A 14,618-nucleotide genomic window follows, 5' to 3' on the forward strand; every position below is an offset into this window, starting at 1 on the left:
TACAACTTAAAGTTGACTTGAGGTCAACAGGTAATTTAGGAAGCAAAAATGGATATAGGTGAAGTATCAAAGATCACAAATTTACCGCCTTCAACATTACGGTATTATGAAGATAAAGGTCTAATAAAATCAGTTGGTCGCGTTGGTTTGCGACGATTCTTTGATAGCCATGTATTAGATCAACTTTCCTTAATTTCTTTAGGACGCAAAGTTGGTTTTTCCCTCGATGAAATTGCAACTGTGTTTACCGCCAATGGTCCTGAAATTAATAGAGAGATGCTGTCGCAAAAGGCTGATGAGTTAGATAAAAAAATTGCCGAGTTATTGTCTATGCGAGATGGGCTTCGGCATGCGGCTGCGTGTGATTCAGCTAGTCATTTCACATGCCCCAAATTTTTACGGATACTAAATGTTGCAGGTAAAAATAGGTTTAGAGCAAAGAATAAACTTAATCGCTGAAATGAAATAATTGATATTAGAAAAAGGGCAGAACACACTTTAACGATTAATTACCCGTCCCATTCGAAATACATTTTGACTTTGTAGCCGACATAATTAGTGCCAGTTAAATAGTCATTTTTATCATACTTAGTTTCTCGACAATCAACCCTGCATTGCTCTACTTGCTGCGGTCGCTTGTCGGACTTTTCTGCTGCTCGAAACTAGTCACAATGCTGAAAATGAAACTGATTTTTTGCTGTTACTAAGGAACTGTAATTAAGGGTGTCTATGTAATTGCAATTAAGGGTGTCTATGTAATTGCAAATTTCTTTCGCCAAAAACAAAAATGCCGTTCACCTTAGGTGAACGGCATTAGCTTTAATAAGCGGCTTATCTAAGTGGATTAGAAAAGCGTATTAAAAGCAGCTTAGAAAGTCACAGCTACCTTGCCGTAAACAAAGCGACCAGTAAAACCAAAGGGTGAGAAGCCAGAGTAAGGGAACAAACGTGAGAAGGTTGATGCACTTTCTACCAGTTCACGTGTTGGATCTGGATACACATCAAACAAATTGTTTGCGCCAAGAGTAAGACTAATATTTTCAGTGACGTCATAACCTACATCTAAATCTGTTACCCATTTTTCCGGTAATACTTCATTAAGTGCTGGCGTATCTGAAGGGTCCTGAGTCTCACCGTAACGAGTGGTGCGTAATGTGGCACGCCATTCGTCCATGTTCCACACCGCACTTAAATTAAGCTTGGTTTTTGGTGAGCTTACTTCAAAACGACTTAGTTCTACTGAACTGAATAAATTGTCTTGTTCAACTCCTTGCCCTTGCAATATTGCAGGTGGGTCAATGACGTTAGTCACTTCATTTTTGTTGTAGTTAAAACCAGCGTTAAAGGCTATTTCTCCCATGTTTTGTATATCAGTATTATAGGATGCCACTATATCAACACCCGATGTTTTGCTATCGATAGCGTTTAAGAAAAACCGCGCTCGGTTGGCTCCCGTACCTGCTAACAAGGCTTCAATACCAGGACCAGATAAGTTGTTCGAAAGCACAATACGATCATCAATTTTGATGTTGTAATAATCAACTGTAAGGCTAAAGTTCGAATCTGGAGACCAAGTTACACCCGCGCCATAGTTGACTGCTTCTTCGGCATCTAAGCCCGGTGAGCCTAAAGCTTTAGCCACATCACTGCCAGGTGAAAATGTACCTGTTTCGGTAGGTACATCATCAACAAATACGGTAGCAATAGAAGTAAAATGCTGTTGTTGTAATGATGGCGCCCGGAAACCTGTTGAAACAGAGCCTCTCAAAGCTACCTCATCAGATATGGTATAACGTGTCGCAAATTTGACATTTACTGCATCACCAAAATCTGAATAATCCTCATAACGCGCTGCAACTGTGACATTCCAGTTGTCGGTAATATAGGCTTCTAAGTCAGTATACAAACTAATGTTGTGACGGCTATTAGAGCCTGCTGATTCTGGTGTAAAACCCGGAAATACTTGAGAACCCGCTGCACCAGCAAACTCACCTTGGATATAAGACGCAGTTTCACCGGCTTGTATCTCGTAGCCCTCACGACGATATTCAGCGCCTACAGCTATGTTAACGCCACTGGCTAAACCAGCCACATCTATTTCTCGGCTAAAATCTACGTTTAAGGTAAGTTGGTCATAAATTAAAGTACCAGCATCAAATACCGTTTGGCTTGTTGGCCCAAGAGAAGTGTTTAAGCTGTCTTTTACCCCAAATTTAAACTCATCTTCACCATATACTGCTGATGCATCGTAATACCATTCGCTCAAATCACCTTTGATACCCATAGCCATGGAATAGTCGTTTATGTCAGAAGTGATAGTAGGTAAAAATCCATCAGGGTAGATGGCTTCGATATTACGACTATCTTGTGCACGGCGATAAAAGCCACCACCTTCACCTTCACGAGTGCTGTAAGAGCCAAAAGCGTATAACTCGGCTTCTGGGGTTAACGTTAGGCCTGCGTTTACAAACACTGCTATGTCTTCAACGCTGCCATTACCATAAGTGTGGTTGTAACGGTTGTACGTTAACTCACGAGGATCAAGTAACCCATCTTCTGAACCATCGTCTAAGCGAGCGTAGTTTTCACGTTGATCATAATCAGAGCGGTTACTAAGACTACGATCACGCAATTCGGCTGATACATTTATAAAGCCATCTTTACCTAGCTCAAATCCCATATTGGCGCGCAATGTTGCTGTTTGTCCGTCGGTTAACTCTCGGTCGCTACCTTCAGTAAAGGCCAAGTTACCGTCTTCACCAATGGCCACGTCTTTTAAATCAGGTACACCGTCCATAGTGGTGACGTTGGCACCATAAGTCACCGAAGCAGAACCGCCGCTACTGGCACTTTTAAGCACTATGTTAATCACACCCGCAATAGCATCAGAGCCATATTGCGCCGCCGCACCATCGCGCAATACTTCAATGCGCTCGATTGCATTAGCTGGGATTGCATTGAGATCGACAGCCGACGAACCTCGACCGGTAGAACCGTTTAAATTAAGTAATGCACTAGAATGACGACGTTTACCGTTGACTAAAACCAAGGTGTGATCTGGCGCTAAACCACGTAACTGCGCAGGACGAACATGATCAGTTCCATCGGTTAATGACGGTTGCGGAAAGTTAAAACTAGGCAACAAACTCCCTAGGATCATGTTTGTTTCAGTTTGCCCAGTACTGCTTAATGCGTCTGCGCCAATCATATCGATGGGAACAGGACTATCTTCTACTGTACGACCTAAACGACGAGAGCCGATGACACTGATTTTTTCGATTGCACTGTCTGTAGCCTCTACTGATTGTTCTTGTGCAAAGGCGTTAGTTCCAATCAGCAATGCTGATGAAGCACTCATCATCAATGCAACTTTCAGAAAATGTTCTTTAGCTTTGAATTTGTGTGTGTTTTTCATGTGGCTACTGTCCTTATCATTATGTGAAGTGTTCAACACTGTGGCTGCCTATTAGCAAGGAGCTTATTATTGTTATTATCACAGTTGATTGGTGTTTATTTTACCCAATTAAATTGAGCAACTTTATTATTAACATGAAAATTGTCCAATCGGCAGAAATACCTATATTTTTTTATGAATCTTTAGTAATCAAATATATCAATGCATGATTAGAGCAAAGCTTAGAAACGGGGTGGGGAAGTGGAAGCAACGGATTTCGCGGGATTTGGGTTTAAACTTAGTTTTTGCAGTGTTAGATTTGTTTCGTAATTGAATGAGTTGATACGATTTATGCGTAAACAACCCAGGAAAATCATTTACGCTTCGCGCCATCGTCCGTGATGGTTTTTGATTCAAATGTCGATGTAGATAAAGTCAAAAGTATGCGTTGCGCGCTCCGGCTTCAATGTCTTCTTTCAAACAGCATCTCGATAACTGCTCCGGCGTTATTCTACCTTCCAATATCCATGGCGGTCGCTTGTCGAGCTGTGCAACTGGGCGAAGCCGTGCTTCTAAAGAAACCAGTTTCACCCTACTAAATCCCAAAAGTAATCGGAGAACATACATGCGATGGGAAGGCAAAAGTAGTGGCTACACAATCAAAAATATTTAGTTTTGTGGATATAATGGATTCACTATTATGGCTGTCTTGTTAATTTGTCTTAATTTTCTTATCCGCGAAAGGTCGTAGGTTCAAACCCTGCTTCAACAAACCTAATATTTAATAAAGTTAATTTAATTATCTATTCTATTGCCCAAGATCTTCATATATCTACTGGAGTAAACCAATAAATATCATGTGAGTCGGTGTGTATTTATTACCTAAGCAATTGAAAAATAGTGGTTTATACTAAAGTATAAGAGTAAATTTTAGTTGCTTATTGTTCTGGTGTGCTAATCTAATAATATATTTTACATAATCCAATTCTGAATTTAGGTAATAAACTCAGATGTAGTTAGGAAGGTTAATGATGAATTTGCTAAAAGCTAACTGTGGTAATGTCGATCGTATTATTAGAGCTTTATTAAGCGTGGCACTGCTTTTGTATTGTGTGTTTTTTTGGGAATCAATAGGTGATGTTTTCCTACAATCAATTATTCTGATTTTTTCCATTTTGAATTTAATATCCACAACAATTGGCTGGTGTCCAATTTATCAACTTGCCAATATCAATACTTGTAAATCAGATTTCAAATAAGCATCTGTTTTTGATATGCGAGCTAACGGGCCTATCAAATTAGATACAAGTTTACGCAGGCGTTTGCTTTTTGGCTCTGTTGGGCTAGCTGTTGCTGTATCTGTCATATTTATCTCTGTTGCCTATAAATTGGCTTGTGATTTAGGCGAGTCTATGGAGCTTGAAAACACTAATAAGCTGGCGAAGCAGCTAATTTACCAAATACCCTTTCTAGCTACTCAGTCAACTAAAGATCCCCTCCAAAGTAAAAAACTTTACAACAGTCACCTATTTCAATCTTTAGATCCAGAAGTTGTTGGTATAGAAATCTGGTTTGTTGGGCAGCACGTTAAAATTAGAAGTTACCCAGAATGGACATATCCTGCAGAAATTGCTTTGGCTATAGAGGCTGGTGTTGATAGCAGCGGCTTCACTGAGTATCAGAAAGAGCGTTTGCTGTGGGTTTACAAAGCAGATACTGATACTGGCCTATCGGTTTTGTTACTGCATAAGGCTAAAACTCTAAATATTGCCTTAGATTATGTTGCTAATAGACTTTCCATTACCGCGTTTTTAACTTTTTGGCTGGCTGTATGGGCAGCACTTGTTATGTCCGCCTTAATTACCAACCGATTCGAGAAAAATAATAAAAAGTTGGCTTATATGGCTAGCCATGACGACTTGACGGGTTTACCTAACCGATATTACCTAGTATCGATGTTAAATGATTTTCTAAGTAAAGTTGAAGCCTCCAGGATTCCCTTTAAACAACGTAAAGGCGCATTGTTGTTAGTAGACCTAGATAAGTTTAAGGACGTGAATGACACTATGGGCCATGCAGCGGGAGATGACTTGCTAGTGTCTATTGGCAAACGCCTCACTGAATTAGCCGGAGCTAAGGCGCAAGTAGTAAGGTACGGAGGTGATGAGTTTGTTATTTGGCACCAAGAAATCGACAGTGTTGAAGCAGAGATTTTAGCCCAAGATATTGTTGCTGCTTGCCGCCAACCTCTATTAGTTAATAATAATCAGTTTGAAATTGGTGCTAGCATAGGCGTTGCTTGTTATCCGCAACACGGGACTAAAGTAGACGAGTTGTTAAAGCGAGCAGATATTGCAATGTACCACGCTAAAGAACTGCGGCTGGGTTATCAATTATTCGATCAAACCCTTAATTCCAAGTCAGCGCTTTGGGTATCATTAAGAGGGCAATTAAATAATGCACTGCAGCAAAATCAATTTGTTTTGTTTTACCAACCCAAAGTTAGCTTACCGCAAGGAACAATAGTTGGGGTGGAGGCGTTGGTTAGATGGGAGCATCCAGAAAAAGGCTTACTAGCACCTGGTGTGTTTATCGATATTATTGAACAAAGCACTGTTATTCACGAGTTTACCCGCTACGTTTTAAAACAGGCCATTATACAATGTCGCTTATGGCTGAACCAAGGTGTCCGCATCAGCGTAGCGGTTAACTTATCTCCGTATAATCTTAGAGATGACGAATTTATTCCTTATTTAAAAGAGCAGTTAAGCTGCCACCAAGTTCCTGCTGAACTCATCGAAATTGAACTAACAGAAAGTGGAACCATGTTAGATCTAAACGTCGCCCAGAGAGTATTTCCTGAGTTACGCGCAGTAGGAGTGAAATTGTCAATCGATGATTTTGGGACAGGCATGAGCTCGCTCGCATATGTGAAAAAACTGGATGTAAACTTCATTAAAATAGACCGTTCATTTATTACAAATATCACCACAGACTACCGCGACGTTGCAGTGATAAAAAGTATGTTATTACTCTGCGTCAATTTAAATAAAGAAGTTATTGCCGAAGGTATAGAAACTTCAGAACAAGCAGAAATACTTCATGAATTAGGCTGCAAATTTGCACAAGGCTATTATTTTGGTAAGCCTATGCATCCTTTGGTCATTACTCCACTGCTAACTAAAGATTTGCCAGTTTCGGCTAAAGTCACGCCCATAAAAGAGGGTTACTCCTGACCCATAATCGTTAAATAGTATTCGAAATCTCATTGCCCAAATGCTCACGTAGCTAAACTTATCGCTGATAATTTAAAAGCACGCTTCGCGCCATCGTCATTATGGTTTTTGATGTTTTAGAGTAACGGCTTTGCCGCCAAGGCATGAGCTGCGCTCACAGGGATTAAAAACCTTCAAAAAATAACTGCTTTGCTTTTTATGGTAAAAATAGAAATCTCGGTTGTTCAATAAAAACACTAAAAACAACTGTTTACGTTCGATGGATATGAATATTTATGGCAAGTGATTTGGAGTTAGTACACCTTGCGTTTAATTAGGGTAAGGGATTGTTGCTTAAACTTGGTGATTCGATTCCTCATTTGATTTCTATTTTTCAACGAAGCTGAACCCGCAGGTTGGGAACTTATCAGTTGTATGCTTTTTATTTGCAGTGTACAGTGTACAGTGTACACCTCGTGTTTGTCGATTCAGGATAGGAGGATACCTATTGAGTCATGCAATTGATTTTGTTGAAACTTCTATCTTTACTAAGCAGATCAGAGATATTGCTACAGACGATGAACTAAAAAACCTTCAAGTGGAGCTTATTTCACAGCCAGAAAAAGGTGATTTGATTAAAGATACTGGTGGTCTACGAAAAGTACGAATGGCTGTAGGTAATCAAGGAAAAAGCGGGAGTGTTCGTGTGATCTATTTTTTAGCTCATGTTGAAAAGATACATTTGATTTTGGCCTATCCTAAAAATGTTAAAGACACCTTAAGCAGGGGAGAAAAAGCCGAGTTGAAAAAACTTGTGAAATTGTTGAAAGGGGAAAGTAAATGAGCATTTTTAATGATTTGAAAGCCTCTCTTGAAGAAGCGGTGGCAGTTGAACAAGGAAACAAGAAAGCCTCTCGTGTGACATCTTATGAGATTGCTGATGTTAAGGCTATTCGTGCCCAACTTAACGTTTCTCAAGTAGAGTTTGCGGCAGTACTAGGCACTAGCGTTGACACTATCAAAAGTTGGGAGAAAAAACGCCGAAACCCAACGGGCCTTGCTGCCAAAGTTCTGGCTACAATCAAAGACAATCCCGCTATGTACCAAGAATTAGCAAATCATTAGATGCATTGATGTCGCGTTGTTACAACAATTTCTATTTTGGGGAAGTTTAAAAGCACGCTTCGCGGCATCGTCGCCTGATGGTTTTCGATATTTGAGAGTGACGGCTTTGCCGCCAAGGCATGCGCTGCGCGTACTGGAATTTATTCTTTTTTAAAACTGAAAATCAAAAGCACGCTTCGCGCCATCGTCCGTGATGGTTTTTGAGATTTGAGAGTAACGGCTTTGCCGCCAAAGCATGAGCTGCGCTCATAGTGAATAAAACGCCCTAAAAATAACTACGTTGCTTTTCTGGGGGAAAGTATTTATCTCGGTTGTAGAATAAAAATATCAAAAACAACAATGTACGTTTGATGGATATGAATATTAAGTTCTTCATTTGAGCCAGCAGGTTCTTTTTTAGTCACCTTTTTTATTCAAAAATGGCAATTCAGTGATAAACTTATTTTATTGTTAGTGGAGGTAAAAATATGTCTGAAGCTTTGAAGTCTGTACTTGAAAATATAGAACATATGACATCCAGTGAAAAAGCATTAGCCGCACATTGCTTATTGTCTTCACTTGAAGAAAAACCAAATGATGATGTTGATTCAGCTTGGTTAGCTCTATCGCAAGCGCGAAGCAAAGAGCTAGTTACTGGTGAAGTGAAAGCGGTGAGTTGGGAGCAGATAAAAAGTCAGATCGTAAAATAATATGTTCACGCTGTCGTTCCATCCCGACATTAAAAATGATACGCAATCATCATACGATTGGTACCAACTTCAAGCACAAGGGTTGGGTAATGATTTTATTGCAGAGTTAGAATCTGCGTTCGAGACGATAGCATCCCTCCCTCAAACTTGGCCTAAGTTTGGGGCAAACCACCACCGATTTTTACTTTCACGATTTCCTTTCTCTGTTATTTATCAAATCCAATCAAAACATATTTACATCGTCGCGATTATGCACAATAGCAAACGACCAGGGTATTGGCTGAAGAGAAAGTAGAAAGCTTTCACCTTATCGCACTGAAAGCTTTATTTTATGTGCTCAAGTCATATGATGGCTGCTCTGTTAATTTTTCTTAAATATCAACTTCTCAATAATTTACTTTTTTGAGAAGTTGGTCACGGTTTTAATCAAAAAATCTTAATTTTGAGAAGTGATGAGGAGCTGTGCTCACAGGGATTAAAAACCTTCAAAAAATAACTGCTTTGCTTTTTATGGTAAAAATAGAAATCTCGGTTGTTCAATAAAAACACTAAAAACAACTGTTTACGTTCGATGGATATGAATATTTATGGCAAGTGATTTGTAGTTAGTACACCTTGCGTTTAATCGGGTAAAGGAATTGTCGCTTAAATATGGTGATTCAATTCCTCACCTGATTCTATTTTTCAACGCACCTGATCTCGCATGCTTCGATTTAATCCTACTGTTTCACCATGGCGTCAATTAATGTAACCAAGCCAACAATAGTGGTAAAAGCTGTACGAACAGAAACAAGCGTAACGCCCGTTGTATTTGATTCCTGCCCGTGGGCAATGCCATTACGCCAACGCACAATTGAATTTATATTCCTTTTTCTATTATCTTCTTGCTCCAGCCAAGATGAAAACTCTTCACTCCATTTAGAATTGAATTGAGCCAAAATATCATTAATATTTTTAGTATTCATATTTCTTGATCTTGGCCACGTTTCTTCTATATATCTCGATATCTGAGGTCTGGCCCCCTTAGAAGCATAGTGCAGCAATAATTCTTTAATAGCCTGTTCTAAATAGCCTGATACTAAAACTGCAAGATATTTTGCACTGTGTGCCTGAGATTCAGGACTGCTGTCTTCAGCAATATATGACTTAATCAAACTATCTATTCTAGATTTATATTTATCATGGCCAGCATGACGAGAATGAGATGCCATAACTCTATGCTTCAAATATTTTGATTGCAGTTTTAACTCTACCGATTACATTTCCAGTGTCATTGATGAATTCATTGGTAAAGCTAATATAGTTGGTATCAGCTAGTAATTGCTCTATCTTGGATCTTATTTCTGTATCATTAAAAGTTCTTCCTGAAGCAATAACCTTAGCAAAACCTACAGTTACAGCGTCGAACTTGGATAGAAGAAGAGTTCCACTAGTTTTAAATAATGACTCTCCACATGCTTTTAGAAGTAAGGTGGTGGTTTTATTAAAGAGTTCACTTAGCTCTAACATCTTGTCAGCTATCATATTACGGTTTTCTTCCATATATTTATCAAGAAAACTGGGCATAGGTGCCTTGTAATTTTCAACGTTTTCATACAAAGCCAAAAACCTCAAAATAGTTTCAACGTCTTTATACCGACTATGCTCTGCACCAAACAAACTGCGCCATGAATCATATTTATTCATATTATGAAGGTGAGTATCAAATGGGCCATAGAATATGCACGATCTAACTTCTTGCGGCTGCAATGCCTTTCCGCTGGTATTTAACCTTCTGAATATTTGTATGACTGCTTTGTTATACTCATATCCGTAATCAGGGCTATCTGAGGAAGGGTCCGGTTTTATCACAATGCTGTGCAATATAGAATCGGTTAAAGTCCTTTCATCTGCATCTTCAAGTACTTTAGATTTTATTGTTTTAGCTACTTCACGGTTAAAGTAACATCCACGGAGATCCTCATGAATTTTCTTACTGTTGGAAATTGGAAACTTACCAGCCAAATATCTCTGGAGTGTTTTTAATCGTTGTTGTCCGTCGATGATATTCATTGTTTTTGAATCGCCATCTTTTGCTAGAAAGATATTTGGAACAGGTAGGCCAAGAATCAGTGATTCAATAAATCTAGATTGCTCAGTGTTACTCCACACGAATCCACGTTGAAATCCTGGCAGTTTGATGTCGCCTCGATTCATTCGTTTCACTAGCCCTTCAACATCGCTATCCCAACCATAGCTAGAAACTTCGAATCGAGATGGTTCATCAATTTCACTACTAATAGCTTCTTCAACTTCGGTCTCTTTCACGACATTGTCTGTACCTAGGAATTCATTTGGTTCAACATTAATACTGTCTAATATTTCAGATAAATAAGATCCCTCATTTACGTCAAGTTTCTGCTCTTCTGATAGGTTTAAAAGTATGATGGTACTATTTGCAATAAATAGAGCGAAAATCTGGTTAGGTTCCGCGTAGTCTTTGAATCTTCCTGGCCAAAAACGTTTATCTCCCCTCTGATTTGCACGATATAACGAAACCTTTGTCTCTTCACGTATACCACCGCTCAATATGATGCATGGGAACATCACCTTATAGTTAGTTCCAAAAGGCTGAAGGTCAAAATTGTGCACTTGTTCTTGATTCAGTAAATTAGAAATGGATTCTGTTGCGTCAAAGATATTTTTTGTAAGGCCAGTTGCTGTTACGAAAAGTAGCTCATAATTTATGGATAAACCTTTTAAAATTTCAGTTTTTGTAGTTTCGACTTGAGTAAGCTTTCGTGTATTCATGTTTATTAGATCCGTCATTGTATAGTGACTATTTTGTCAATCGCATGATTAGTTAAAATATTAGCTTTGAATTAAATATTTTGAATGCTCTTTTTGCAAACCAAAGTATGAATAATCGGTCTCTAGCAACGCAACTTGTTTATCAAGCCAACCAATTAAATCTGCCTCAGGGATATAATCACTTAAATTTCTACCGATGAATTCATTTAGTGAATCAGCCACACCATCTTTAGTGGGCAGTCCCCAATAATTTCCTCCACTTATATTCCGTACTCTATTCACTGAGGTACTAGTAACCTTATAGTTTTTATCTATGTCTTTTTGTGAAGGTACTGTGACAAATGAGTAAGTAAAACTGGCAAATGATTCTATAGAGCGGCCCTTTGAACCAACAGTTACATTCCTGCCAAATCCTTTTGCTGAATAAACCATATCCCAGAGCATGGGTATCTGTGCGTTATCATTCCAGTTAGTCTTTGTTTGGATAACGCCAATTGATATATCTTTCATAGAAAATACAATTGACAAAACACGGTCGAAATATGTTGAAAAAAGCTCCTTTTCACCTTTTTCTGGCCAATCCTGCACCTTTGGAAAAGCAATATAGATTAAGTCTGCTTCGGTATTCGACTTGAAGTTATTATATTTGACGGCAATAGCATCAGTTATAAAGCGAGGTAATAAATCTTTTTTACTTTTTATAACAACAACATTGCTACCAATTAAACATAGGTTCAAATACCAACAGACCAAACTCTCCCATGCAGCCCCTCCGGCCGATACGCTTGAATTAGTATTTTCACCTACTCGAGTATTTCCTTGAGATGAGGCGTTAAAAATCTCCCTTAGATGATCACCGAGATCAAAGATAATCCTACCGGAGAGCCTGTCGTTAGTAATCGTGGAAATATACTTAGCCCAGTGCGGAAATGAATTCTTTGCACTATTTGTCGACATTGCAGACTCAACAGCCGCTTTTCGGTAAGACTCAATCATTAAATTCCCTTAAATTATGATTTATTTAACAGGCAACGATACTAATATGACTTTTCTATAAATACAATTTTCCTAAAATTTTCAAGATGTTATCATTATCGACTAAATAAAAATTAACTGTTTATATATACAGTGCTATTCTAAAGTACTGAATGGTAACCAGGTAGGAATACAGGGGCAGGTTATCTGTAAAATAACTACCTGGACTTTTAGCCTGACATAATTTATCATCTTCGCATTAAATAATGAGTTAGCAATACATGAACCACATAGAGCTATTTGCCGGCTGCGGCGGTCTATCCCTTGGACTAGAATCCGAGGGCTTTGACTTATTACTGGCAAATGAATTATCCCCTATGGCAGGAGAGACTTTTGCTTATAACCACCTTGGGTTAAACCTTGAAGATAACGGTATTAGAGACGACGATCCTGTTTATTGGATTAGTAGCGAGCATCACCGTGATAATTCAGAAGCTCGACTAAAGGAGAACCCCTACAATGCTGCGGGCCTAAAGAATAGAGAGTCCGATTTAGTTGGATTAGAAAATCATCCAGAAAAATTGCGTGGAAGTTTATTGATTGGCAGTATTTTAGATCTCAATGTTTTACTGAAAAAAACTAAATTCAAAAAAGCTTTAAGAGAAGGTTTAGGTGATGGTGAGGTCGATCTTGTTTCTGGAGGCCCTCCTTGCCAGAGCTTTAGCATGGCTGGTATGCGACAGCACTCAAACCAGAGGAACTCCCTCCCATGGGCTTTTGCCGAGTTTGTACGGCAAGTTAAACCCAAAATGGCGTTACTTGAAAATGTAACTGGAATTCTCCGAGCATTTAATATTGATGGTGAAAAATACTACGCCTGGTACGAAGTAGCAAAAGCCTTTGCCTTAGAAGGGTATGTACCATTATGCCTGCATGTAAACGCAAAGTATGCTGGAGCAGCACAGAATCGCCCACGCTTTATTATGCTGGCGTTCCGAAAAAATGTATTTGCCCAAATACTTAAAAATAATACTGATAACGCATTAAGCGAAGCCCTAGAAAATTCTCACCAATTCTTTAAATTGGTATCTAAAGAAGGTGGCGAACTCGAATATGGCCACCTTAAGTACCATGATGTAGAAAATGGCTCTCCAATCTATAACTCTACAATATTTGAATCTATTGTAGCTATGAGATCGGCTACAAATAAACTGATAACCACAAAAGAAGCCATTGACGATTTGAATAAAGAAGTAGGCAAGCCCAGCGATTATGTCAACTCTATCAACGGTCAGGCTTACAAATCAACTGAAGCTAAAGCTCACAGACATAAAGAATGGGAAAAACGATTAACAATAAATGGTAAACCGTCAAATCAAGAACATCGCGGTAATAGTAATCGAGTTCGCGCTCGGTTTAGACTCTATCAGGTACTAAATAAATTGGAGTCTAACAATGTAAAAAGAGAGATTAAGTCATTCCTTAAAACTGGCGACGATATTCTGATTAGTAATGAATCCTTAGTTATTCTCGCAAATCAAGACTGGCTGCTAACTGAACTTGGTGAACGGGTTGAGCGGCCTGCGCCTAAAGTTTTGCGCAAACTATTGGCGTCATTACAAACTAAAAAACAAACCCAAAAAGCCTTAGTTGCGGACAAGCCTGCACCAGCAGCATTATCAATACCTGATGATGCTTGCCATTATGATGATGAAACTCAGAGAACAATGACAGTCAGAGAAATGGCTAGGTTTCAATCATTCCCAGATTGGTTTGTTTTTCGCTCTAAGGTTACAACTGGCGGGCACATGCGAAGGTATCAAGTGCCGCAATATACACAAGTTGGAAATGCCGTTCCCCCTATACTGGGAAAAGCGTTGGGGAAAGTATGCAGCCAGTTCTTAAAACTATCTGACAAGCAATTAACAAGACAGTCACCATAGTTAGAAGAACTAAAAGTAGTGGCAGAGCCACTAAATCAGAGATCGGCGCAGCCGATGCCCTTGTCTTTTGATCTACCCTCGCATGTATGTTCGCCAGTTATTTGGTGAATTTCGTAGGGCAATTTACAGGAGGTAAATTGAGTCGCAGAGTGCCGGGAGCACATTGTGACGACCTGCTAAATTCATCAAATAATTGGATGAAGAACATAATTTGGCGAGCGGCTTCTTTTTGGTTACTTTATTCTTAGCTGCAGAAGAAAAAGTGACTGGCTTGAAAGGATTCAAGTCAAAAACCATCAGGACGATGGCGCGCAGCGTGCTTTTGATTTTAAAAAATAAAGAGGGTTGCGTGGTCAACGCCCTTAAAACAATCCCATTACCCATACAAAGCCCTATAAAGCCGACACCCTACGATACTTCGCCAAAATTCGTTCAGACTGCCGCGCTATCTGCCACCTTAGCTCGCGCCTGAATACAAAGTTATCTT

Annotated in this window: 13 protein-coding genes; 9 read left to right on the forward strand and 4 right to left on the reverse strand. The window is 39.2% G+C overall.

Features of this window, described 5'->3' with window-relative positions:
• Positions 1–48: 48 nt before the first annotated feature.
• Positions 49–459, forward strand: a complete 411-nt coding sequence (locus GARC_RS02400) for a helix-turn-helix domain-containing protein (RefSeq protein WP_007616316.1) — start codon at positions 49–51, stop codon at positions 457–459.
• Positions 460–868: 409 nt separating this feature from the next.
• Here GARC_RS02400 and GARC_RS02405 read toward each other — a convergent pair whose 3' ends face one another.
• Positions 869–3,415, reverse strand: coding sequence for a TonB-dependent receptor plug domain-containing protein (locus GARC_RS02405; RefSeq protein WP_007616317.1), 2,547 nt, complete (start codon positions 3,413–3,415; stop codon positions 869–871).
• 1,010 nt (positions 3,416–4,425) lie between these two features.
• Here GARC_RS02405 and GARC_RS02410 point away from each other — a divergent pair.
• From GARC_RS02410 to GARC_RS02435, 6 genes are all read left to right on the forward strand, one after another.
• Entirely contained in the window at positions 4,426–4,653 is a 228-nt protein-coding gene (locus tag GARC_RS02410; RefSeq protein ID WP_153810848.1) for a YgaP family membrane protein, read from the forward strand.
• A gap of 15 nt (positions 4,654–4,668) precedes the next feature.
• Positions 4,669–6,630 (forward strand): putative bifunctional diguanylate cyclase/phosphodiesterase, encoded by a 1,962-nt coding sequence (locus GARC_RS02415; RefSeq protein ID WP_007616321.1) that lies wholly within the window; start codon positions 4,669–4,671, stop codon positions 6,628–6,630.
• Between the two features lie 487 nt (positions 6,631–7,117).
• The gene (locus GARC_RS02420; RefSeq protein WP_007616324.1) at positions 7,118–7,453 is read left to right on the forward strand and encodes a type II toxin-antitoxin system RelE/ParE family toxin; all 336 of its coding nucleotides are present in this window, start codon (positions 7,118–7,120) and stop codon (positions 7,451–7,453) included.
• The gene (gene nadS, locus GARC_RS02425) at positions 7,450–7,734 is read left to right on the forward strand and encodes a NadS family protein (RefSeq protein ID WP_007616327.1); all 285 of its coding nucleotides are present in this window, start codon (positions 7,450–7,452) and stop codon (positions 7,732–7,734) included. The genes GARC_RS02420 and nadS overlap by 4 nt, the downstream gene beginning before the upstream one ends.
• Before the next feature lie 467 nt (positions 7,735–8,201).
• Entirely contained in the window at positions 8,202–8,423 is a 222-nt protein-coding gene (locus GARC_RS02430) for an addiction module protein (RefSeq protein ID WP_007616329.1), read from the forward strand.
• A 1-nt stretch (position 8,424) separates the two neighbouring features.
• Positions 8,425–8,718: a type II toxin-antitoxin system RelE/ParE family toxin gene (locus GARC_RS02435; protein WP_039988455.1), complete on the forward strand. Its 294-nt coding sequence runs from the start codon at positions 8,425–8,427 to the stop codon at positions 8,716–8,718.
• Positions 8,719–9,142: 424 nt separating this feature from the next.
• Here the strand turns inward: GARC_RS02435 and GARC_RS02440 are convergent, their stop codons facing one another.
• The 3 genes from GARC_RS02440 to GARC_RS02450 are packed head-to-tail and all read right to left on the reverse strand — an operon-like array spanning position 9,143 to position 12,209.
• Positions 9,143–9,634 carry a HEPN domain-containing protein gene (locus tag GARC_RS02440; RefSeq protein ID WP_007616331.1) on the reverse strand — a complete coding sequence of 164 codons (492 nt, stop codon included), beginning with the start codon at positions 9,632–9,634 and terminating at the stop codon, positions 9,143–9,145.
• Positions 9,635–9,638: 4 nt separating this feature from the next.
• On the reverse strand, positions 9,639–11,213 hold the full coding sequence (locus GARC_RS25790; protein ID WP_007616333.1) for a DUF262 domain-containing protein: 1,575 nt from the start codon (positions 11,211–11,213) through the stop codon (positions 9,639–9,641).
• Between the two features lie 60 nt (positions 11,214–11,273).
• Positions 11,274–12,209, reverse strand: a complete 936-nt coding sequence (locus GARC_RS02450; protein ID WP_007616335.1) for a hypothetical protein — start codon at positions 12,207–12,209, stop codon at positions 11,274–11,276.
• Between the two features lie 260 nt (positions 12,210–12,469).
• On the opposite strand from GARC_RS02450, the gene GARC_RS02455 reads away from it, so the two are divergent.
• Together GARC_RS02455 and GARC_RS02460 are read left to right on the forward strand one after the other, a co-directional pair.
• Entirely contained in the window at positions 12,470–14,131 is a 1,662-nt protein-coding gene (locus GARC_RS02455; protein WP_007616337.1) for a DNA cytosine methyltransferase, read from the forward strand.
• Positions 14,132–14,324: 193 nt separating this feature from the next.
• Positions 14,325–14,603, forward strand: a complete 279-nt coding sequence (locus tag GARC_RS02460) for a hypothetical protein (RefSeq protein WP_039988457.1) — start codon at positions 14,325–14,327, stop codon at positions 14,601–14,603.
• Positions 14,604–14,618: the final 15 nt, after the last annotated feature.

Origin of the sequence: Paraglaciecola arctica BSs20135, assembly GCF_000314995.1 — a bacterium.
Lineage (GTDB): Bacteria > Pseudomonadota > Gammaproteobacteria > Enterobacterales > Alteromonadaceae > Paraglaciecola > Paraglaciecola arctica.

What these genes read in the sequence shown, in the direction of transcription:
- GARC_RS02415 (WP_007616321.1), top strand. Translation starts at nt 4,669, where the DNA reads ATGCGAGCTAACGGGCCTATCAAATTAGATACAAGTTTACGCAGGCGT.
- GARC_RS02440 (WP_007616331.1), bottom strand. Translation starts at nt 9,634, where the DNA reads ATGGCATCTCATTCTCGTCATGCTGGCCATGATAAATATAAATCTAGA.
- GARC_RS02450 (WP_007616335.1), bottom strand. Translation starts at nt 12,209, where the DNA reads ATGATTGAGTCTTACCGAAAAGCGGCTGTTGAGTCTGCAATGTCGACA.
- GARC_RS02435 (WP_039988455.1), top strand. Translation starts at nt 8,425, where the DNA reads ATGTTCACGCTGTCGTTCCATCCCGACATTAAAAATGATACGCAATCA.
- GARC_RS02430 (WP_007616329.1), top strand. Translation starts at nt 8,202, where the DNA reads ATGTCTGAAGCTTTGAAGTCTGTACTTGAAAATATAGAACATATGACA.
- nadS (WP_007616327.1), top strand. Translation starts at nt 7,450, where the DNA reads ATGAGCATTTTTAATGATTTGAAAGCCTCTCTTGAAGAAGCGGTGGCA.
- GARC_RS02405 (WP_007616317.1), bottom strand. Translation starts at nt 3,415, where the DNA reads ATGAAAAACACACACAAATTCAAAGCTAAAGAACATTTTCTGAAAGTT.
- GARC_RS02410 (WP_153810848.1), top strand. Translation starts at nt 4,426, where the DNA reads ATGAATTTGCTAAAAGCTAACTGTGGTAATGTCGATCGTATTATTAGA.
- GARC_RS25790 (WP_007616333.1), bottom strand. Translation starts at nt 11,213, where the DNA reads ATGAATACACGAAAGCTTACTCAAGTCGAAACTACAAAAACTGAAATT.
- GARC_RS02400 (WP_007616316.1), top strand. Translation starts at nt 49, where the DNA reads ATGGATATAGGTGAAGTATCAAAGATCACAAATTTACCGCCTTCAACA.
- GARC_RS02455 (WP_007616337.1), top strand. Translation starts at nt 12,470, where the DNA reads ATGAACCACATAGAGCTATTTGCCGGCTGCGGCGGTCTATCCCTTGGA.